General features: G+C 43.4%; 17 protein-coding genes, 1 tRNA gene and 1 pseudogene. 6 read left to right on the top strand and 13 right to left on the bottom strand.

All coding sequences use genetic code 11. The features are described 5' to 3' along the window. Window positions 1-159: 159 nt before the first annotated feature. The 3 genes from F8R90_RS02925 to F8R90_RS02935 all read right to left on the bottom strand — a co-directional run bounded on the left by F8R90_RS02925 (window position 160) and on the right by F8R90_RS02935 (window position 3,661). The gene (locus F8R90_RS02925; protein ID WP_196509480.1) at window positions 160-687 is read right to left on the bottom strand and encodes an SH3 domain-containing protein; all 528 of its coding nucleotides are present in this window, start codon (window positions 685-687) and stop codon (window positions 160-162) included. Between the two features lie 106 nt (window positions 688-793). Beyond that, window positions 794-2,302, bottom strand: coding sequence for a UbiD family decarboxylase (locus F8R90_RS02930; RefSeq protein ID WP_196509481.1), 1,509 nt, complete (start codon window positions 2,300-2,302; stop codon window positions 794-796). A 636-nt stretch (window positions 2,303-2,938) separates the two neighbouring features. After that, window positions 2,939-3,661, bottom strand: a complete 723-nt coding sequence (locus tag F8R90_RS02935) for a carbonic anhydrase (protein ID WP_196509482.1) — start codon at window positions 3,659-3,661, stop codon at window positions 2,939-2,941. A 333-nt stretch (window positions 3,662-3,994) separates the two neighbouring features. Between F8R90_RS02935 and F8R90_RS02940 the strand changes: the two genes are divergently transcribed. Next, window positions 3,995-5,317: a hypothetical protein gene (locus F8R90_RS02940; RefSeq protein ID WP_196509483.1), complete on the top strand. Its 1,323-nt coding sequence runs from the start codon at window positions 3,995-3,997 to the stop codon at window positions 5,315-5,317. Between the two features lie 718 nt (window positions 5,318-6,035). On the opposite strand, the gene F8R90_RS02945 is transcribed toward F8R90_RS02940, so the two are convergent. From F8R90_RS02945 to F8R90_RS02975, 7 genes are all read right to left on the bottom strand, one after another. Further along, window positions 6,036-6,764, bottom strand: coding sequence for an ABC transporter ATP-binding protein (locus F8R90_RS02945; RefSeq protein ID WP_196509484.1), 729 nt, complete (start codon window positions 6,762-6,764; stop codon window positions 6,036-6,038). A gap of 70 nt (window positions 6,765-6,834) precedes the next feature. Then, window positions 6,835-7,059 carry an indolepyruvate ferredoxin oxidoreductase subunit alpha gene (locus tag F8R90_RS02950; RefSeq protein ID WP_012407913.1) on the bottom strand — a complete coding sequence of 75 codons (225 nt, stop codon included), beginning with the start codon at window positions 7,057-7,059 and terminating at the stop codon, window positions 6,835-6,837. A 209-nt stretch (window positions 7,060-7,268) separates the two neighbouring features. Then, window positions 7,269-8,480: an ATP phosphoribosyltransferase regulatory subunit gene (locus F8R90_RS02955; protein ID WP_196509485.1), complete on the bottom strand. Its 1,212-nt coding sequence runs from the start codon at window positions 8,478-8,480 to the stop codon at window positions 7,269-7,271. Continuing rightward, window positions 8,480-9,433 carry a J domain-containing protein gene (locus F8R90_RS02960; RefSeq protein ID WP_196509486.1) on the bottom strand — a complete coding sequence of 318 codons (954 nt, stop codon included), beginning with the start codon at window positions 9,431-9,433 and terminating at the stop codon, window positions 8,480-8,482. Before F8R90_RS02960 ends, F8R90_RS02955 begins: the two co-directional genes overlap by 1 nt. A 74-nt stretch (window positions 9,434-9,507) precedes the next feature. Further along, window positions 9,508-10,320 (bottom strand): inositol monophosphatase family protein, encoded by an 813-nt coding sequence (locus F8R90_RS02965; RefSeq protein ID WP_196509487.1) that lies wholly within the window; start codon window positions 10,318-10,320, stop codon window positions 9,508-9,510. A gap of 198 nt (window positions 10,321-10,518) precedes the next feature. Beyond that, complete coding sequence (locus F8R90_RS02970; RefSeq protein WP_196509494.1) at window positions 10,519-11,064, bottom strand: thermonuclease family protein; 546 nt, start codon at window positions 11,062-11,064, stop codon at window positions 10,519-10,521. 49 nt (window positions 11,065-11,113) lie between these two features. Continuing rightward, complete coding sequence (locus tag F8R90_RS02975) at window positions 11,114-11,482, bottom strand: 2Fe-2S iron-sulfur cluster-binding protein (RefSeq protein WP_196509488.1); 369 nt, start codon at window positions 11,480-11,482, stop codon at window positions 11,114-11,116. A gap of 106 nt (window positions 11,483-11,588) precedes the next feature. On the opposite strand from F8R90_RS02975, the gene F8R90_RS02980 reads away from it, so the two are divergent. Beyond that, window positions 11,589-11,673: transfer RNA gene (locus F8R90_RS02980), tRNA-Ser, on the top strand. Window positions 11,674-11,880: 207 nt separating this feature from the next. On the opposite strand, the gene F8R90_RS02985 is transcribed toward F8R90_RS02980, so the two are convergent. Further along, window positions 11,881-12,432: a YciE/YciF ferroxidase family protein gene (locus tag F8R90_RS02985; protein WP_196509489.1), complete on the bottom strand. Its 552-nt coding sequence runs from the start codon at window positions 12,430-12,432 to the stop codon at window positions 11,881-11,883. A 272-nt stretch (window positions 12,433-12,704) separates the two neighbouring features. On the opposite strand from F8R90_RS02985, the gene F8R90_RS02990 reads away from it, so the two are divergent. Continuing rightward, window positions 12,705-13,385 carry a HEAT repeat domain-containing protein gene (locus tag F8R90_RS02990; protein WP_190896698.1) on the top strand — a complete coding sequence of 227 codons (681 nt, stop codon included), beginning with the start codon at window positions 12,705-12,707 and terminating at the stop codon, window positions 13,383-13,385. A 75-nt stretch (window positions 13,386-13,460) separates the two neighbouring features. Then, window positions 13,461-14,027 (top strand): phycobiliprotein lyase, encoded by a 567-nt coding sequence (locus tag F8R90_RS02995; protein ID WP_196509490.1) that lies wholly within the window; start codon window positions 13,461-13,463, stop codon window positions 14,025-14,027. Between the two features lie 341 nt (window positions 14,028-14,368). Here F8R90_RS02995 and F8R90_RS03000 read toward each other — a convergent pair whose 3' ends face one another. After that, window positions 14,369-15,889 carry a site-2 protease family protein gene (locus F8R90_RS03000; RefSeq protein ID WP_196509495.1) on the bottom strand — a complete coding sequence of 507 codons (1,521 nt, stop codon included), beginning with the start codon at window positions 15,887-15,889 and terminating at the stop codon, window positions 14,369-14,371. Window positions 15,890-16,082: 193 nt separating this feature from the next. Between F8R90_RS03000 and F8R90_RS03005 the strand changes: the two genes are divergently transcribed. Next, window positions 16,083-16,817, top strand: a complete 735-nt coding sequence (locus tag F8R90_RS03005) for an MBL fold metallo-hydrolase (protein WP_196509491.1) — start codon at window positions 16,083-16,085, stop codon at window positions 16,815-16,817. Between the two features lie 94 nt (window positions 16,818-16,911). Beyond that, the gene (locus tag F8R90_RS03010; RefSeq protein ID WP_230966062.1) at window positions 16,912-22,269 is read left to right on the top strand and encodes an AAA family ATPase; all 5,358 of its coding nucleotides are present in this window, start codon (window positions 16,912-16,914) and stop codon (window positions 22,267-22,269) included. Here F8R90_RS03010 and F8R90_RS03015 read toward each other — a convergent pair. Further along, window positions 22,258-22,408: pseudogene (locus F8R90_RS03015) on the bottom strand (ISKra4 family transposase); the annotation flags it as partial. The gene F8R90_RS03010 and the pseudogene F8R90_RS03015 overlap by 12 nt on opposite strands.

Consider the following 22,408-nt stretch of genomic DNA (forward strand, 5'->3'; position numbering starts at 1 on the left):
ATTTAAATGAGGTACACAGTTAGGGACACGGCATTGTCCATTGGTGCGAACTTAAGCTAAAACTCCTTTAAAACCTCGTTTCCAGCCTGAGGCTGGAAATGCACTTCATTGGGCTGCTGCTTAATACCCCTTCCTTGATTCGTGTTTAGATATGAAATTTTAAGAACAACTAGTAAGGGCTGCACCACATTGATCTTCCCTTGCCAACCACCCCTTAACACCTTGATATTCCACCTGCGCCCAATCTCCCTGACAGCCTAACAATTTGACAGCCGTATTAGCAGGAATTCTTCCCACTTTTTGGCTTTGTTCACTGGTATTAGCATATAAATCCACGCCATTAGTACCGTAGCCTTGCGTTGTTAAGCCTATCTTTGGCACGAATACCCACCCAGTTCCTTCAAAACCATCACTAGCATTAGTAATCTGCACCCAATTTCCAGCAGCAGCAACAACCTGAACTGTTTCGTTGATGGGTATTTGCCCCAAAATTGTGCTTTTGGTACTTGCATTACTCCGCACATTTAAACCTTGCGGATCTGTATCAATGACGTAGGCAAGAATATCGCACTTTTCTGGATTAGTTGATTTAGCTAAAGCTATTTGATCAACTATACCAGTATTGAAAATCGCACTAATACAACTGAATGCCAATCCTATGACTAACTTTGATGCTGGACTTTTCACTTTTTTTGTTATGATTTCTTCAATTTTATGGCATCAGATGTAGGGGCGTACAGCTAGCTGTACGCCCCTACCTATGTATCTTTATCAAGTATTTCGTGAAATGGTATTACCTCATATCATAGCCAAACAAATTTGGGTCTACTTCTCCTAACTGCAACTCTGCTAAACCATACTCCGCCCATCGTCTTTCTACCATCGCCGCCACATCTGGGTCAGACTCCAAAGGCGAACCCCATTCATGGTCTGTTTCCGGCGGAATTTTAGTAGTCGCATCAATTCCCATGCGTCCACCTAAGCCAATTTTCTCACTGGCAAAATCCAACGTATCAAAAGGTGTATTCGGCAGAATAAATACATCTCGCACTGGATCAACTTTGGAACTAATCGCCCAGACCACTTGACGCGGATCGCGAATATTTATGTCTTTATCCACAACAATTACAAATTTAGTGTACGTAAATTGTGGTAAAGCACTCCAAAACGCTAAAGCCGCCCGTCGCGCTTGTCCAGGATATGCTTTATCAATGGAAATAATCGCCGCTTTGTAACTCAAAGCTTCCATTGGTAAGAAGAAATCGACAATTTCTGATACTTGTTGCCGCAGTATGGGCGTATAAATGCGATTTAGTGCGATCGCCATCATCGCTTCTTCTTTAGGTGGACGACCGCTAAATGTTGTTAAGTAAATCGGATTTTTCCGGTGCGTTATACACTCAAAGCGTACCAACGGCGAATCTTCCACACCGCCGTAATAACCCATATGGTCGCCAAAAGGCCCATCTGGTAAAACTTCTCCTGGTGTAATCGTTCCTTCCAAAACAAATTCTGAATCTGCGGGAACTTCCAAATCTACAGTTTTACACTTTGCCAACTGCACACCAGAACCGCCGTACAGTCCAGCAAACAGCCATTCTGATAAATCTACAGGTATAGGTGTGGCAGCTGCCATGATAATTAGAGGATCTACACCAAGTGCGATCGCAACTTCTAATTTTTTCCCACATTCGGCCGCTTTTCGCAAATGCCTCGCCCCACCCCGCACCGATAACCAGTGAACCGTCATCGTATTCTTAGATTGCAGTTGCAAACGATACACGCCTACATTTGGTGTACCCGTCTCACAATCTTTGGTAATTACCAGTCCCAGCGTGATAATCTTGCCAGCATCACCAGTATAAGGACGTATCAAGGGCAACTTATGTAAATCTAAATCATTGCCTTGCAGCACAACTTGCTGACAAGCAGGAAAAAAGTCACGCCCTGGTTTCGCCTTCACCACATCAAACAGCACTTTCCCAAAATCTATCGCCTGGGAAATCTTCTTCGGCGGTTTTGGCTGTTGCAGCATACTCAATTTTTTCCCCAGAGTTTCTAACTCTTCTGGATGCTGCATATTCATCGCCCAGCAAATCCTTTCCACAGTTCCCATCAAATTCACCGCCACCGGGAAGGAAGCGCCTTTGACGTTTTCAAACAACAACCCTGGCCCACCTTTTTGCAGCATCCGGTTGGAAATCTCAGCAATTTCTAAATCTGGGTCAACTAAGGCTGAAATTCGCCGTAATTGTCCTTTGTCTTCCAAAATTTTAATGAATCCCCGCAAGTCTCTCGCCATTGTTCTAATAAAGCTGATTATTTAAGAAGTGTGAAGCGCTTTCTTATATTATGGGGCATTGGGTATTGGCCAAACAGGGCACTGGGCATTGCAAAGAGACAAGCAAGACAAAGAAAAAACTTGTTCAATAATTCTCTCTTGTCCCTGCTTCCCTACTTATCCCTTATCTCTCCATTCGGAAAATTGTTAGTTTTAATTGGAAATTAACCTGTTTAGTAACTTTTCTTAACTGTGTTTTCCAAAGCATTTAGTTATTGTATCTAGGGATACGCAATTATTTTTTATAAATAAGCGCTAACCTAATCAAACATGGCCAAAATATACTATACCTTCCTGGCAGGAGGCCTTGTTATATGGCCCCTGCTGGGTTTATTTGTTAGAAGCTTGGACTGTGCCTTGCTTTCAAGTTTTTCGAAATTTTTGTAAGTTAGCGTTAGCGTAGACCAATACAGGCATCGCCACCCCTAACAATGTATATGTAACAGTTATTTTGTTAAATAGTATAAGGAATATTTTTTGAAGTTGAGCAATGAATTTGATTAATTTTCAAGATGATCAATAAAAAATATTTTATCACTAATATTTTTTTGCAACATCATTAAAACAATAATCCTACGCCTAAAAGGTGTGAGATTTTTAAGTAATAATGTTGACTTTACCAGTATCAATATCGTAACAAGCACCAACAATTTTTAGTTTACCTTCACGGAGTAATTTAGCTAAAATTGTTGAACTTTCCTGCAATTTTTCAGCTTGATATTGAATATTGGCAATAACTGCATTCTGCATATTATCACCCGTTCTTAATTTTACCCTTTCTACAGATGGTTTGATGCCCTCAATAATCAAACCAATTCTGCCAGGAAGTGGTTCGTTTTTGATTGCTTCTGCGACTGCACCGCATCTTCTATGACCCAAAACCATAATCAACTGCGAACCCAACACTGCTGTAGAATATTCGAGGCTACCTATAACCGTATCACTGACGACATTACCAGCAACTCGCACGACAAATAAATCTCCAAGTCCTTGATCAAAGACGATTTCCGCAGGTACTCTAGAATCTGCACAGCCCAATATGGCGGCAAAGGGATACTGAGCTTTAGCAACTAATCGTAGACGTTCTAATGATTGATCTGGATATTTGCGTTTTTGATGGATAAATCTTTGATTACCATCCAGCAAGCGTCTGACGGCTTCATTTGGACTGATTGGATTAGGGTTAACTGGGTGAATGTCAGCAACAGCAGTTTGCTCTGGATTCCAAAAGCTATCACCAAAAGCAGTAGCCGCAATACCTACCACACTGGCAAATTTTAAGAAATCACGTCGCCCTACAAATCCGTTAATTCGGCTCATCAATCTACCTAACAACAACAAAGCTGTTCTTAGGAAGATATCAGATTTGAGCAATATGCAAGAGTATTTTATTACACGGTTTAAGAGTCATTTAATCTTCACTTCTCATCATAATTTATAACTTATATCTGTAAAGATTCTCTATTCTGTACCTCAAGTAAATTCGATGTCATTTGTAAAATTTAAAGCCAGGGTTAGCCATAACCAAGAAGCTTTTTCAATACATAATATTCTGGTTACGAAAGAGTAGAGTTTGTGTCAAAAGCTAAAAAAATCTATTGTTTGTATTTACTGTGTTTTTTGGGAATACTTAACTCAGTACTGGCTATAGATATGACTTTTTTAAACAAAATGAACTGGAATTTCTTACGTAAAAATACTCCAAATAGCTCTGGCATAGATCCGTCTGTTCCAAGCCTTCAACCTGTGGTGCAGAAGAAACCTGCAACACCATCAACCCCCAAAAACCTGGCTGAATTAGAGCATGAAATCGAGTTACAAAGGCGGGTTCTCAAAACATCCCCTCAGCAACTGCATAGCAAAGCCAAGTGGGGTACAGGTAGTAGACTTATTTGGATAGTAATACTTATAGGCATTCCCGTTGGTGTAATTTGGGTTGCAAACCAGCCTTATCCGGTGATTCGCCGTCCGGTAATGCTCCATGCACCTTTTTTGTTGCTACCCAGCTACATCAGCATGGATAATCACTATCGGCAGGCGTTGGTATCAGTCGAGCAAGCTGAACAGTTGATTGAAAAAGCTACTAGTCCCGCTGATTTGGCTTTGGGAGAACAGAAGCTACAAGAAACACAACAACATCTAGATCAGTTACCAACTTCCTTTGTTAACGATTGGTCACAATACAGATATTGGTGGTATGACTCGCGCTTTAGCATCTACGGTTTTAATGCATTTCGGACTAAAGTTGGGCAGCTAGAAGCTCAGGTTTTTCAGGAAAAGAATGCTCAGTCTTTGCTTACCGATAATATGCAGACCTTTTTAAATGCAAAACAGCAATATGAACGAGCTACAACAGTAACTGATAAACAGACTGCAACAGCAGCTTGGCAAACGGCGCTTAATCAATTCGAGCAGATTCCTGGTCAAACCCTGGCAGGAAAAACTGTACAAAATCAACTAGATAATTATAAACGTGAGTTTCAGGAAGTTGTTGGATTGGCTGCTGGGAACGATCGCATCAGTGCCTTAATCACCGCAGCGCGGCAATTTTCCTGGCAAGCTGCCAAAGCTGGTCAAAATCCGCCGCACACTGTAACTGAATGGCGACAGATAGAAAATTTGTGGATAGAGGCAATTGAGCGGCTCAAATATATTCCTTCAAAAGACGTGGCTGGTTATACTGAAGCACAAAAGTTATTAGCAATTTATGAGGCGAATTTAGGTCAAGTTAAGGTAAGACGGCAAGCTGAAGCGGATGCTGTGGAGGCTTTGCAGACAGCGCAACGAAAAATCGAAAGTTTATTGGCTTCAATTCCTGCTGATCCTCATGATATGAAAAGCAATCGGGTGTTGAGCCAATTGCAAAGTATTATTAATCAATTAGAAAAAGTGCAAAATGGCACAACAGCCTATCTGAAAGCTCAAGAGTTACTACTTTCGGCAAATAATAAACTAAGCCAGCTACAGGTTAAATAAATAGTGGCGATCGCTTTGGCTAACTATGTGTTTTCTGTTTGATTTCTAGCCAGTTGTGGTGAAGCGGTGACGTTCGCTCTGCTTGTTGACTGCATCCACCCTTTTAGGGTAGTTCACAGAGCGGGCATCAACAACTGGCCATTGGGTGGGATTTTTGAGACGGGAATCGATCCCTTGTAGAATTTTCTCAATGTCCCAGTAACCCTGCTGATATCTCAATTAAAACTGGAACAGAAAAATTTTGGATGCCAAATTGCCAAAAGCACTCAATCAATTTTGATTGGGACAAACATAGGCGTTTTTATACTATGCAAAAACGCCCCAGATTTCCTCTGGAGCGACTTTGCAGGAGTTGTTGTTACTTAGCAGTACATCAAAAAGTGATGCAGAGCTTTATATATAGGAAGTTTAGTATGCATTCCTATTCATTCAGGGTTCTGGCAAATCCGGTTAATTTGCGTTTTAATCACTTTTTTCTGAATGAATGTCCTGTTTTACCTTTCTACTCGCTGTAGATGTGATTAGAAACGCAAGGATTATTGGGGAGAATTCTTTGAGCATCGAAAACGACGGTCGCGGCAGTGGCAGGTAGTATTATGGCTTTTGTATTAGTTATAGATAGCGTAGGCGCAGCCCACAGTAGGCATCGCTATCGCCTGGTGAAGCCCCCATATTAAGCTGGTGTTATGTTGAATGGGGCAAGAGTGATTAAAAAGGGTTAATGTCTTTTACCTGCTCCAAGATATAGCTCACCCACTTTCGGGTCATTCAACAATTCTTCACCAGGGCCAGAGATCGCATCGCGTCCCGACTCCAGAACATAGCCGCGATTAGCCATTTCTAAAGCCTTACGGGCATTTTGTTCCACTAATACGATCGCAGTACCCGCCTGATTAATTTGTTTAATCTGCTCAAACACTTGTGTCACTAAGATCGGGGATAAAGCAGCAGATGGTTCATCCAAAATCAGCAAACTAGGTTCCAACATCAAAGCTTTACCCATCGCTAACATCTGGCGTTCTCCTCCAGAAAGAGTACCAGCGCGTTGACGACGGCGATCGCTTAGTCTTGGGAACATGGTAAATATTTTATCTTTAATTGGTTTCAACGGAACGTTAAGCACAAAAGCACCCATCTCCAAGTTCTCTTCAACACTGAGAGAGGGGAAAACATTGGCGATTTGCGGTACGTAGCACATTCCTCGTTGGACAATTTCATTGGACTTTAGCCCCACGATATTTTCACCTTTGAAGGTAATTGTGCCTGTGTGGGGGATCAAAAGCCCAAAAATTGCTTTTGCTAAAGTAGATTTACCAGCACCGTTGGGGCCAATCACAGTTACCAATTCCCCTGGTGCAACCCGGAAATTCACACCTTGCAGGATATCTACATCTTTGATATATCCAGCGTGGACATTTTGGACATCTAGTAAATAGTCATTTGTCATGTGTCATTTGTCATTTGTCATTGGTCAACAGTCAAGTCAAAAATAACTATTGACTGTTGACTATGGACTATTACGGAGTTTTTTGCAACTCCGGTCGTTCTTCTGCAAGAATTGCCCCTTCTACTGGGCAAACTTGGAGACATATACCACAGTCGATGCAAGTGGCAAAGTCAATCCAGTACCAATCGGTTCCCTTGGCATTTTTGCCTGGGCCATCATGAATACAAGCTACGGGACAGGCATCTACGCAGTCAGCGACGCCTTCACAGACTTCTGTAACAATTGTGTGCGGCATGTTCTCGATTCCCTCTCTTCTGTATCGGCTATTTCTAGCCTAGCAGGGGGAGTGGGGAGTGTGGACATGAGGGAGAAGCAGGTGAGCAGGGGGCAAGGGGGCAAGGGGGAGAATAAAAAATTACCTCTTTCTCTTTCTCCTCTGCTCCAAGCTTTGTGCCCCTCTACCTCTTTTCAATGCCCCATACCCAATGCCAATGCCCAACTCACTTAACGCAATGGTTCTATTTTTGGTGAGCTATCAGCTTTGATCCAAGCAATTTGGGCTATGCTGCGATCGCGTGCATATTGGCGAATAGCGTCTGCATCCCTTCCCCCCAAATCAATTTCTACCCTTACCAAATGAGTGGAATCTCTGAGTTTTTGCGCGTAGGCAAAGGCGGCGGCGTTAGCATTAGCTGTCTCTGGTACTACCAACCAATTACTAGCTGGGGTTACCTGCGGTAATTGCTGAGTACACAGCAAAACTTGGTATAAATCTTCGATATTGAGGCCAAAACCAATTCCGGGGATGTTTTCTCCTTGGGGATGATATAGCCCCAAAAGCTGGTCGTAGCGACCACCACGCCCTAAAACTCTGGCTTGGGATTCGGTATCGTTTACAACTTCAAAGACGATACCCGTGTAATAGTCTATGGTCTGGATGAGGCTGAGGTCGAGGATTAATGGAAATTGTTTCTCTGATTCCAGTAATTCTACTAGGGATTTGAGGTTATTTACTGCCTCTCGCTGTTCTTGATCTAAATCCAAACTACTGACTTTTTGTAACACGTCTGCACCGGAGCCGCGCAAATCCATGATGATTCGGGCGCGATCGCGTAGTTTGTCACTTAGGGGTAAAGTATCTATAGTAATGCGGTCAAGATGAGCGATCGCACTACGAACTTGATCCTGTAAATTAGCAGGAAAGGCGCTCAGGAGCGATCGGGTAATTCCCGCTTCACCTAAAATTAAATGCCATCCCCGCAACCCCAGTGCTGCCAAACAATCAGCTACTAACAACAGTACTTCCGCATTCGCCAGCAATCCGCCAGCACCTAACAACTCCACCCCAGCTTGATAAAACTCTTGCTGGCGATTGTGTCTACTTTCCCAAGTGCGGCGAAACACATTAGCGTTGTAGTACAACCGTTGCGGATAAGTTGCATTTGCCATTCGAGTAACAACAGTGCGAGCAATAGATGCTGTTAATTCTGGACGTAGCCCTAATTCATCATCTTCGCCATTTTGTAGTTGAATCACCATCTGGCGCTGGATTGCTTCCCCCGCCATCAGAGTATCCATGCGTTCTAAAGTCGAGGTGATAATCCTGTGATATCCCCAACGATCAAACACCTGCTGTAACCGATCTTCAATCCAGCGTTTTTTCTCCACATCCAAGGGCAATAAATCCCTGGCTCCTGCTGCTGGTTGATACACCATTATTTTTTCTTCCCACCAAACAAACCACCGAACAAACCACCACTACCAGATTTATCTGGTTGCTTATCTCCATTATTGGCGGATGAAGTCACCTTATGATCACTAGGTTGTTGTCCTATAGCTCTATCTATTTTCGGTTTCCATTGCAGAGCCGTTTCGTCATTGGGGTCTAATTTGAGAGCATTATCGAAGTGGATTTTTGCCATTTTTAGCTGATTTTGCTTCAAATACACCATTGCAATTAAGCTATGGCAGTGACTATTTTTAGGTTCTAGCTTCAGGGCATCCTGCAACTCTACTTTGGCTTGGGCAAATTGGTTTTTGTCAATCAAAGATTGAGCACGACGAACATACTGTTCTACAACCGAGTCTTCTTTTGGTGGCGCTGGTGGTGGTGGTGTACTTTTTGGTATATTTTGCTGAGGTGTGCTTGAGTTAACTTTGGGTTGAGCAGATGGCGGCGGTGCGGATGATTTGCCCGCACTCCGCATTAAATATACTAAATTCAATTCACTAACTTGGGCAATGACTTGCAGCGCTTGCTCTAAAGGATCATATTGAGTTTCGCCGATTTTAGCGATCGCACTTTTATAGAAATGATCAAGATTAGGTGCCTCAACTAACTGTCTAGCCAAGTCGGTGCTGAGAGTCACCGAAGTAGATTCTTGTACCAAGCGCTTGCCAATTTGCGACAAAATTAAAATATATTCCGTGCGAGTGCGATCGCCACATAGTTTTTCGTAAGCTGGGTTAACCAGCTTTGATAACAATTCGTTCCCTAGCTGTTTTTGTTCAGCACTTTCAGTAAAACTACTATCCGGGTGTAGACGGCGGGCGATTTTGAGATAACGTTTGCGAATTTCTTTGACATCCGCATCCACTGGAACGCACAAAATTGCGTGATGATCTATGAAATCATATTTAAATAGTCCACGATCTATTTTGAAAGACATATAGAGGATTTGCACCAAAGGAGCAGTTAGATTTTTTTTAGTTTACCCAAAGTCGAGGGTAAAGCCCCCATCTGCTACACCCATGCTGATAACGGTGGAACTTGTAACAATTCGCTACTGAGGGAGTCGTGAATATAACCATTTGTTGCGAGAATTCTACCTGACTCAATTTTGACAGGAGTGCCATCGTAGGCGGTGACTTTGCCCCCAGCTTCTTGCAATAAAATTATCCCGGCAGCAATATCCCAAGGAGAAAGCCCTCGTTCCCAATAACCATCGACACGTCCACAGGCAACATATGCCAAATCTAGCGATGCAGAACCGCTACGTCTAACTCCTTGGGTAAGATGGGTGAGGTGACTAAATTCTGCGTAGTTGTTATCAGAGGTTTCGCGGCGATCGTAGGCGAATCCTGTCACTAGTAGACTTTTACTTAGTTCAGATGTTACCGAAACCTTGATAGGGTGGCGGTTACGCGTTGCTCCCAAGCCAGCAGCAGCACAGAATAGCTCATTGTGGAATGGGTCATAAATTACACCAAGTTGCGGAACGCCATTAATTAACAGTCCAATAGAAACCGCAAAAAATGGGTATTGATGAGCGTAGTTGGTTGTACCATCTAGAGGATCTATTGCCCAAAGGTATTCATTCTCTTGATTACCTAATTTTCCTGATTCTTCAGCGAGGATAGAATGCTGGGGAAAGTGGCGGCGCAAAATTTCTAAAATCAACTCTTCTGAGGCTTTATCAGCAGCGGTGACTAAATCACCAGGTCGTCCTTTTTCAATAATTGCGTCTTCTAATTTACCTAAGTAACCTTGCAAAATGGCACCAGCAGCTAAGGCTGCTTCTGTAGCAATATCTAGAAAAATTTGTAGATTATTCATTAGTTATTGGGTACTGGGAATTGGGTACTGGGAATTGGGTACTGGGGATTGGGTAGGGGGCATGGGCAAGAGGACTTGGGGACAAGGAGAATTGGGGACAAGGGGAAAGACTTGTTTCAAGTTCTCACCTCTTGTCCCCTTGTCTACTTCTTCTCCCCATTCCCCAGTTCCTAATCCCTAGTCCCCAATCCCCAATTTTCACAGATTTTGGCGACGAAACTCAGCGGGAGTGAGGCGCATGGATTTTTCTGGGTTCCAGATTCCTTGGCCCATGAGTCTAGCCCATTGTTGGGCACGTTCTAAACGCTGGTCATACTTATGGTTAGGCGATCGCCCAACAAACATTGCATTCCCTTGTTTCACTAATTCTTCATTCAACAACACCTTATTTTTCCACACATAAGCTAGAGTTCGCCCAATTTTGTCTTTTGCTTCTAAATCAAACTCCAGCGTTACCGATTGTTCTGCACCACCAATTAGATTCTCTAACTGTTCTTTTGCTGCTTCCCCCCAAGGTCGCTGTCGCAAATCTGGTGCATCAATCCCAACTAACCGCACTTGAGAAATCAAGTTTGGTTGTTCAGCCATGCCTAACACTTCCAAAGTTTGCCCACTAACTACCCGCGCTACTTTCACTTGAGCCTCATTGTTTGGCAGCTGGTTTTTACCTTGGCAACTCACCAAGAGCAATAAGCAAGCCAAAATGGCTATTTTTCGCACCCAGTCACCAAGACGCACAAGCATCAGAACTTCTCCTATGGTCGCCGCTGCGCGATCGGTGATTTTGAATTGTTTATTCCTCATCTAACGGTAAACCAGCTTTGACTCTTCCCCTAGCAAAATAGCGGCCAAACTGGAGTTCGTAGACTTCATCTTCGTCTTGTGTCTCCACCTCCAAGTCAGAACGGGGGTAACTCACACACAACAAGGCATAACCTTGCCGACGTAAATCTGGCGACAATCCGATCGCCTCTGGTTGGTAAATTTCTCCCGATAAAACTCTCACTGCACAAGTGGTGCAAGCCCCGTTGCGGCAGGAAAACGGCAGTTCTACTCCTTGTTTTTCGCCAGCGTGAAGGATGTAGCGGTCTTCTGGGACTTGGAGGGTGTGTGTTTTGCCAGTGGCACGATCGCGAACTCTAATTGTGTATGTACGGGACATCTGGATTTGCGTTTTGGATTTGGGACTTTCAGATTCAATCTAAAATATCTTTCTTTATCTTTGCATTTTCTGGGATTCTATAGTATGATCGTAACCTGTGGCACCTGGAGAGGTGGCCGAGTGGTTTAAGGCGCAGACCTGGAAAGTCTGTTTAGGGAAACTTAACGGGGGTTCGAATCCCCCCCTCTCCGTTTTAAAACCTAGTCTAAATATATAGTTTGAACCATACTTCTACAAATAGTCAGGTTCAGTAAAAAGCAGGATATTGCCAAATAAATTCTTAAAATTTCTTTGAAAGTACGTTAGCGTTCCGCAGGAAAGGGATCGTACAAACTAAAACAGAAGCGAGGCACTTGTGACCTCGCTTCTGTTTTAGTACAACAGTGGTTTATACAAGATTAACGAGACCTATTAACGCTTGCACCTTTAGCTGACTTTGCCTCTTGAAGTAACTGTGGCAGATGCTGCTCAATTTTTTGAGCTGTCTGTTCTTCCTGCTGCAAGTTTTGCTGTAGCAATTGCACTACTTCGTTCTGTCCCATCTGCTCGGCACCTTTAATCAAACCACGATAGGCGGCAATTTCCAGTTGTTCGACCTTGGCCTGTCCTCCTGCTAGCCCTAAATCCACAATTTGAGGATTATCAGCAGACAGTAGTGTTAATTTTTGAGTATCACTAATCAAACCAGCCGCTGCATCACAAGTGACGCGCTGTGGTTGTTGTCCCAAGGCGCTGAATACTTGCTCTAGATTTCTAATTTGCTGCTCGGTTTCCCGAATATGGGTTTCGAGCAAGGACTTCAATTGGTTATGTTGGCTACACTGCCACATTAATTGCTGTGCTTCCAAGAAGCGATGTTCAGCATCGTACATACCACCAAGTTCATAGATGAACTTATCCTGCAAGTTTGTGATTTTTTTGGTACCGGGACGTTCGCTAAGTTGAACCATTGTGATTCTCCTTCATGTTTGACGCTGTATTTAACAGCCACACCCCTAACCTATGTCTGCTACCCAAGTATTCTCTTCATACCTCAGGTACAGCTAAGTGTTAAATCTGACTGCTAAATTCAATACACAATCTAGTAAGAAGTAACATTTGTTTATTTTTCACTCATAATTGAGTCATTTTGTAAAGTCGCCAAACTCCTACTTCACTATGGCAACAGCCTGATGAACGGATCGGGTAAATTAAGATAAGTAAAGAAAACGCTTTGAACTAAATGGCAGCTCTAAGCTTACAAGAAATTTCTACTCAGTTAGAAAGTCCGAATTTACGCGATCGCATGGTAGCCCTTGCCAATCTGCGTCATGTAGCCCCTGAGGATGCAGTCCCTTTGATTAAAAAGGTACTGGATGACGAATCTTTGCAACTGCGATCGATGGCGATATTTGCTCTTGGAATCAAGCCAACGGCTGAATGTTATTCAATTTTGGTCAGAATTCTCGAAAATGACCCAGATTATGGGATACGCGCTGATGCTGCTGGTGCCTTAGGATATTTGGGTGATGCCAGAGCCTTTGAAGTGCTTTCACGGGCATTTTATGAAGATACTGATTGGCTAGTACGCTTTAGTGCAGCCGTTTCTCTAGGTAACATTAAAGACCCCCGTGCCCGTCAAATTCTACTTCAGGCATTGGATAGCAAAGAAGTAGTGTTGCAACAAGCTGCAATCTCTGCACTGGGAGAAATTCAAGACATTGAGTCTGTAGATCAGATTCTGCGCTTCGCCCAATCAGATGATTGGTTAGTAAGGCAGCGTTTAGCAGAAGCTTTGGGTAATCTTCCTACTCCCAAGAGTGTCTCAGCTTTAAAATATCTGGAAAAAGACAATCATTTCAACGTTGCTGAGGCAGCCAGGATTGGTCTCAAGAAGCTTGAGGAAATAGGCAATCAAGCTTAAGATTAAAGTTTCCTGCTACCTTTTAATAATAATTAAGTGGGAATTTTAGCATTTTGATGCAGGGTAATTTTATTCATGAATATTGAAGAGTTTTTTGAGTTAAGTGCTGGTAAATGGTTTTCTCATCGTACTAGTCAACATTTGGCTTTTAACCAATCTGAACATAGCAAGTCAGACATCATTATTGAGACTCTGGCAATAGATGATCCAGAAGTGATCAAACTGTGTCAACAGTACAAAGTTAATCCTAGTTCCGCCTCTTGTGCTGCCAAAATTAGCTGGAACGGCACAATGGAAAAGGATCAAGTAAAACACAGTGGTTCAACTGTGTTGGTTTCGGTAACTGATGCAGATAATCCAGCTGAAGGTAAGTTACTGCGGGAAATAGTTGATGCCGATAAAACCCCAGTTGCCGGACACTATAAATTTGACAGTGATGGTGCCTTAATTCTAACTATAGAGGATGAAACCATGTGGTTAGAGGAGCGCTTGTGGTTTGCTAGCCCCAATTTGCGAATGCGGGTAAATGTCCTCAAGAGTGTTGGTGGATTTAGTATTACTTCCTTTACTTCTGAGATTCGCATGGGTGGCTTTCCCCCAGCGGCGAAGACTTCCGAGGCGGCTAATTCAGTATCGAGTTAGTGGGTTAACAAAATATTCCCCCAGAAGCAAGGCTGATTTTTCAAGGTATCTGAAAAACCTCTGTCAAAATCTCTCTCCTAAAAGGAGAGAGATTTTGAATTTTCCCCCTTCCCGTGTCGGGAAGGAGGTTAGGTTTTCGTTGGCTTTTCCACATGACCTGAATTGTCAGGGAAGCAATGAGAGAATATTAGTGGCTGGCAACTGAGTTCTGGATGAAAAGACATTTTCAAAAAGAACTATTGTTGAATATTGTTTATAATCTCAATCACAAAATGCCAATCTGTAGTTAATTCCATAGTTAGCAAAAAATTTAGATATATTTCTCTTTGCGTTGATACTTTTTAAATTTGCAAAAAGTTAGCGATCGCCTGCGGTAATGGCAAAATAATTACAATCAACAAAGCCATTGCCAGTAATCCCCAAATGTCACGTTTGTTATCCAATTCAGTGACATCATTCAGTGCAGGTTCATCAATCAACGGCATAAATAATAAGATAATCGCCCACACCAAAAATTCTTCTCGTACTAAAGAAAGTAATAGCAAGAGGACGCGAGCAATTTGACCAATTACAATCGCAGTTCGTTGTCCAAACATCGCATGGACAATGTGACCGCCATCCAGTTGTCCCACAGGCATTAAATTTAAGGCTGTAACAATTAGTCCTAAAAAACCAGCTACTGCAACTGGATGCAAATCAAGGGCTGATTGTGCTGTCAACTGACTACCCAAGGCTAACTTCGAGAGTAGCGCTAGTAAAATGGAATACTTGGGATTAAGGGCATCAGGATTCAAAAGCCGGGTTTTTTCAGTGAGGGAAACCACATCAGAATGAGCTAAACCCCATATTAGTAATGGCAAAGTCACGACAAAGCCAGCAATTGGCCCAGCAATACTAATGTCAAATAAAGCTTTGCGGTTGGGAATAGGACTACGCATTTGAATAAATGCACCAAAAGTTCCCAAGAAGAAAGGGATAGGAATAAAGTAAGGCAACGTTGAGCGAATCTTGTAAAATTTAGCTGTCAAATAATGCCCAAGTTCATGAATGCCCAAAATAGTCATCAATCCTAAGGCATAGGGTAATCCCTTGAATAAGACATCTGGGTTAGATAGAACTTTCAGCAAAGAGCCAATTTCCCATAGAGGCGGAAGAGCAACACCAGCAATTTCTATCCCCACTAAGGTAGTAGTTAGCAAAGTAGCTACTAGTAGTAGAAGTGCTAATCCTGGTCGAGTTAACCGTTCTTGGTCGCGCCGTGGTGTATTTCTCTCTTTAGCAGCTTGAACGTTGGGAACCAGCACAAAGAAAGGTTTGTCATTTAAACCTTCTTGAAAGATCAGCAAGAAGCGATCGCCAAATTGTGCTTCAATATTAGTCTTAATCTGCTGATAAGCTTTGCTGGCTTGAGTTCGCAACTGACCACGGCAAATCACAGCTTGTGGTCGATACTCAATATTTTGAACGTAGTATACAGACCAAGGAAAACAATTTCGCAGTTGAGTTTCTTCCGTAGGCTCAATGGGACGCACTATTGGTTCTGCGGGAGGCTGGATAGTCGGCTGTGATTCTGAGCCTTGGGCTTGGGTTTCGGTCTGTGTATCTCTTGGCACTCGCCTTCCCCATTGAAATAACATCCAGTACAAAAGTGTGGAGGCAAATAATGACCAAATAATCAGCGCTGGCGGCGGAGGTTGTTTTGCTCCATACATCAGCGTCCATCCACTCAACAGAAATGCTGGTGTCATTAAAACCAGCCACAACAACCATACTGGCGTCCGGGTGATCTGAGCGACGCTATGCTGCACCATTAAATAAGTAGCTAGCCCCAGTAGGATGATAAACAGAAACCAAAATGCCATGTTATCTTCAGTAATTTTGACAAAACGCCCCACCAGTAGCCTCAGCACCATAGCATTAACTACAAGGCAGACCTCAAATCCTAATTTTTTTCACAACGGTTAACAGTGCTGGTTAACGCTCAAGTTTCAATTCTTTAGAATTTCCACACTGCAACCAGATTGTCCACAACTCCTCAGTTTCGGTTCTTTGATCATGTGCCCTTTACCTCAACAGCCAAGTCATACAACTAAGCCACCACGGGCTGTCTTCCCTAACGAAGTTCCTAGCGGAGGTTCTATGCAATCGGACTTCGCACAAGAGAGCATTTTTGCTTTTCCACCCAATCGGGACACATTAGGAGGAACCTCTTATCTTATTGTAAGAAATGAAGGCAATATCCTCATAGACTGCCCGGCTCTAGACCAAACAAATCAAGATTTTTTAGGAACGCATGGAGGCGTGCGTTGGTTGTTTCTCACCCATCGAGGCGCTATTGGCAAAACTGCTGAAATTCAGCAAACCTTTAACTGCGAAATCTTGATTCAAGAGCAAGAAGCTTATTTATTACCAGGCTTAACCCTAACTACCTTTAGTCAAGATTTTACACTTGATGCATCAACGCAAGTGATTTGGACACCAGGTCATTCTCCCGGCTCATCTTGCCTATACTACAGTGAACTTGGAGGTATATTGTTTTCTGGTCGCCACTTAGTTCCTAATCAGCAGGGTAAAGCAGTACCATTACGGACAGCCAAAACCTTTCACTGGCCCCGACAAATTAACAGTCTTCGGTTATTATTAGAACGTTTTACACCAGAAACTCTCAGATACATTTGTCCGGGAGCTAATACAGGTTTTCTTAGAGGCAAGCGTGTCATAGATCAGGGTTATCAACACATTGCATCTCTGGATTTACTAACTTTGCTGCGTATACAGCCCCTAATTTAACATTGGTGGTTTTTGATACTGGTGCAAAATATAAGTTAAGGAAGATATTGTCTGGGGAATTCTAGCGTTAGACAAGGAATTCTAGTAAAAAGTTATGAGCGCAAAAATTGATGGAACTGTAAGGATCGCTGGCTACGAAATTATAGAGCAACTTTATTCTGGTTCTCGCACCCAAGTGTATCGGGCAATACGAGAACGCGATCGCCAACCAGTTGTCATCAAGCTCTTAAAACGAGAATACCCCAGTTTTAGCGAATTAGTACAGTTTCGCAACCAATATGCGATCGCCAAAAATTTAGATATTCCCGGCATTATCAAACCCTACAGTCTGGAAGCCTATCAAAATGGCTATGCCCTGGTCATGGAAGACTTTGGTGGCATTTCCTTGCGGCAATTTACTCAAGGAAGACCACTGACCTTAGAGCAATTTCTTCCCATTGCCTTGCAACTGATAGACGCACTACACCATTTACATCAACAGCGCGTCATTCACAAAGACATCAAGCCAGCGAATATCCTCATCCATACAGATACTAAACAAATCAAGCTGATTGACTTCAGTATTGCCTCGCTCTTACCACGAGAAACCCAGGAAATCCAAAGTCCCAACGGACTTGAGGGGACGCTGGCGTATTTGTCGCCAGAGCAAACCGGACGGATGAACAGGGGCATTGACTACCGCAGTGACTTCTATTCATTAGGTGTAACTTTCTTTGAACTACTTAGTGGACAACTGCCCTTTGAGTCTCATAACCCGATGGAGTTGGTGCATTGCCACATTGCTAAACTTCCACCCTTCCTGTGCGATTTCAACCCCCATTTGCCCTTGATGCTGGGTGAGATTGTCCGCAAATTGATGGCGAAGAACGCCGAAGATCGTTATCAAGGTGCGCTAGGACTTAAACATGACCTAGTTACCTGCCTAGAACAGTGGCAAGAAACAGGCAAGCATACCTGGTTTGATTTGGGACAGTGCGATATTAGCGATCGCTTTCTCATACCCGAAAAACTCTACGGACGAGAATCAGAAGTGCAGACTCTACTGGAGGCATTTGGTTATGTTGCCAATGGTGGCTCCCAACTGATGCTGGTGGCAGGTTTTTCTGGCATTGGCAAAACCGCAGTCGTTAATGAAGTACATAAGCCGATCGTGCGGTGGAACGGCTACTTCATCAAAGGCAAGTATGACCAATTCAACCGCAACATTCCTCTGTCTGCCTTTGTGCAAGCCTTTCGCGATCTAATGAGACAGTTGCTTAGTGAAAGCGATACCCAATTAGAGCAATGGCAGAGCAAGATTTTAGCGGCAGTTGGAGAGAACGGACAAGTTCTGATCGAGGTAATTCCTGAACTAGAGCAGATGATCGGCAAACAGCCTACTATCGCTGAATTATCGGGCGGTGCGGCACAGAACCGTTTCAATTTGCTGTTCCAAAAGTTTATTCAGGTATTCGCAACAAGAGAGCATCCGTTGGTAATCTTTCTTGATGACTTGCAGTGGGCAGATTCGGCATCACTCAATTTGCTGAAGCTGTTGATGACCCAGAGTGATTGTGGCTATCTATTCATTATTGGTGCATACCGCGATAACGAGGTGTTTGCAGCTCATCCACTCATGTTGACGCTAGATGAAATTGAAAAGGCATCTTCCCCTGTAAATACTCTGACCCTAGTTCCCTTGAGTCAAGCAGATGTGAACCATTTAATCGCCGACTCCCTCAGTTGTGCAACTGAACAAGCATTGCCGTTGACAGAGTTGGTTTATCAAAAAGCTAAAGGCAATCCCTTTTTCACGACTCAGTTTCTGAAAGCGTTACATGAGGATGGGCTGATTACCTTTGATTGGGAAGCAGGTTTTTGGCAGTGTGATGTGGTGCAAGTGAGAGCGATCGCTCTCACTGATGATGTGGTGGAATTTATGACACAACAGCTTCAGAAATTACCACCCAACACTCAAGATATTTTGAAACTGGCAGCCTGTATTGGCAATCAGTTTGATTTAGGAACATTGGCGATCGTTTCTGAACAATCCCAAATCGAAGCAGCTGCAAGTTTATGGAAAGCCTTGCAGGAAGGTTTGATTCTACCCCAAAATGAAGTTTATAAGTTTTTTGTTGGGGAAGAACATCAACCAGTTACCCAAGAAAATTCGGTGATTGTTGCATATAAATTTTTACATGACCGGGTGCAACAAGCGGCATACTCCCTAATTCCCGCCGATGAAAAACAACCCGTTCACCTGAAAATTGGACAGTTACTCTTGAGTAACACCCCCAAAAGCAACTGGGAAGAACGCATTTTTGAAATCGTCAGTCAACTAAATGTTGCGGCTGAATTGATTGCCCAATCCGCAGAACGTCAAGAATTGGCACAATTTAACCTGATGGCAAGCCGCAAGGCAAAAGCGGCAACTGCCTATAATGCTGCCTGCAAATATGCCCAGATAGGCATTGGGTTACTCGCCCAAAATAGTTGGCAACATCAGTATGAGTTGACCCTAGCCCTCCATCAAGTCGCCACAGAAGCCGCCTATCTGAGTGGTGATTTAGAGCAGATGAAAGCTAATGCCTGTCTTGTCCTCAACCATGCCAAAACCCCATTAGATCAAATCAGCGTTTATGAGGTGAAAATTGAGGCATTCACTGCCCAAGGTCAGTTTGCCCATGCGATCGCAGCGGCACTTGCCATCTTAAAGCAATTGGGAGTGGAACTGCCCATAGCGCCTACCCAGGAAGACGTGGCAGCGGCCTTTAATACCGTCTCAGATGTGATTGGAGAGCGGTTAACTGCCGAGTTACTCAACCTTGGCGAACCAAGGGATGCAAACATCCTGGCGGCGGCTCGAATTTTGACATCAGTAGCACCCTGTGCTTATCTGTTTCAGCCACTGCTGTATTTACTGGTGATTTTAAAAAAGGTTTATCTGTCCGTAGTGTATGGCAATGAGTCAACCTCAACCTTTAGCTATGTCTCTTATGGGATATTGATGTGTGGTGTGTTCGGAAACGTTGAATTAGGTTACGAATTTGGTCAGTTAGCCCTCGACCTGCTATCACGTTATCAAAATTCCGAATTTAAGGGGAAAACTTTATTACTAGTCTATTTGTACACAAGGCATTGGAGAATGCACTTGCGTGAGACATTACATCCCTTGCAGATGGCCTATTGTAGTTGTTTAGATGTGGGCGATTTGGCTTTCGCGGGCTACTCTGCGTATAACTACGGTTTTTACTCCTATTTTGCCGGACAGAATTTAACGCGACTGGAGCCGGAAGTTGCTGGATATTGTGAAGCGCTCAAGCACCTCAAGCAAAATCTAACTCTGACTTATTCTCAGTTAATTCGACAAATTCTGCTCAATTTAATCGGCGATGCAGATAATGTCGTGGTGTTGAGCGGTACAGCCTACAATGAACAGGATAAACTTCCATTACATGAAGCAGCGGGCGATCGCACCGGATTAGCATTGCTGTGGATTAACAAACTAGTTGTGTCCTATTTGTTTTCAGAGTTTCAACAAGCCACAGAAGAGGCTAGGCAGGCAAGACAGTATTTGGATGCTGTCCTTGCTTTTTTATATGTACCCATTTTTCATTTCTATGAGTCTCTAGCTCAATTAGCATGGATTGAGCAACTTTCAACTCCAGAACAGCAGCAAATGAAGGAATGTATTGCTGCCAACCAAGAAAAACTCAAATACTGGGCAACTCATGCGCCGATGAATTTCCGGCACAAATTTGATTTGGTGGAAGCCGAGCGGCAAAGGGCTTTGGGTAACAAAGCCGAGGCAATAGATTTGTACGATCGCGCCATCATTGGAGCCAAAGAAAACGATTACATCCAGGAAGAAGCGCTGGCCAATGAACTGGCAGCTAAGTTTTACCTTGATTGGGGTAAACAGCGCATTGCCCAGGAATACATGACCGAAGCCTACTACGGCTATGCTCGTTGGGGCGCTAAAGCCAAAGTTGCGGACTTGGAACAACGCTATCCCAAACTCCTCGCCCCCATCTTAGAGCAAACCCGTTCTCCCCTGTCCACGAACGAAACTATCTTCACATTGGGGAGTATCAGCTCCACCAGTTCTACCACTTTCAGCAGTGGTAGCGCCTCTTTTGCTTTAGATTTAGCTGCCATTCTCAAAGCTTCTCAAACTATTTCTGGGGAAATCGAACTCGAAAAACTGCTTTCAGCACTGCTGCATATCGTCATCGAAAATGCGGGAGCTGATAAGTGTGTTTTCATGCTTTTGGAGTCAGATCGTTTGCTAATTCAGGCGTTAGCACAGCTTTCCCTGAGTAGTGTACGGAACCAGACTGCCAACATCGATTTTTATCCAATGTTGCTCAACCCAGAGCCTGTTGAAGACTCTCAGGATGTGCCAGTTGGCTTAATTAATACCGTCAAACGCAGCTTACAACCAATAGTGATTATTGATGCCACGGTGCATCCTCAATTAATCAATGACCCGTATATTCAGCAACAGCAGCCCAAAAGCATCTTGTGCAGCCCGATTTTGCATCAAGGTAAGTTGCTGGGCATATTGTATCTGGAAAACAATTTGGCAACCGCAGCATTTACAAGCGATCGCGTCGAACTGCTGAACTTACTTTGCGCCCAAGCTGCAATTTCTCTGGAAAATGCCCGACTTTATCGAAATTCCCAGAACTATACTCAACAGCTAACACAATCTCTAGCAAAATTGCAGGCTAGTGAAATTCGCTTCCAAAATTTGGCGAATAATATTCCCGGTATGGTGTACCAATTCCGTCTGGCAGTCGACGGTTCAGCTTCAACACCCTACGTTAGCTCTGGCTGTTTGGATTTGTATGGATTAGAGCCAGAGTTGGTGATGGCAGGAACGCATAACCTTTACGCCATGAATCATCCTGAGGATCAATCAGCTATTACCCAAGCGATCGCTTACTCTGCCCAAAATCTGACACCCTTTGAGCAAGAATGGCGCATTATCCTGCCTTCAGGAACCGTGAAATGGATTCAATCTGCGGCTCGGCCAGAGCGACAAGCCGATGGCTCAATCCTATGGGATGGGGTGGTGATTGATATTAGCGATGTCTACGAGGAGCTTCGCTTACGCAAACAGGCCGAAGCATCTCTAGCCAAAGAACGAGAGTTTTTGAATGCGATCATTCACAATATTACAGATGGGATTGTTGTTTGTGATGCTAATGGCAAATTGACTCTATTTAACAAAGCAACTCGTGAATTTCATGGCTTACCAGTACAATCATTACCACCAGAACAATGGACAGGACACTTCGATCTCTATCAACCTGATGGTCAAACACCCCTATCAAAAACAGAAATTCCTCTGTTTCGCGCCTTACAAGGAGAAATCGTCGAAAATGCCGAAATGGTAATTGCACCAAAGCATGGTTCTAAAAGAATTTTAGGGAGCATCCACTTTTGGCAGAAAGACTTAAATAGTTAACAAACCATTGAGATAAGCACAACGAATAGAGAGGATGTGATTAACACTATCAACATTCCACTGTGCGCCAGAAATTTTAATTCTCGCACCAATTTGTTTAATAGCAGATTCAACTGCTCCAGAACCAATAGAACAAAGT

The sequence above is a fragment of the Nostoc sp. NZL genome (assembly GCF_015714705.1).
GTDB classification, from domain to species: domain Bacteria; phylum Cyanobacteriota; class Cyanobacteriia; order Cyanobacteriales; family Nostocaceae; genus Nostoc; species Nostoc foliaceum_A.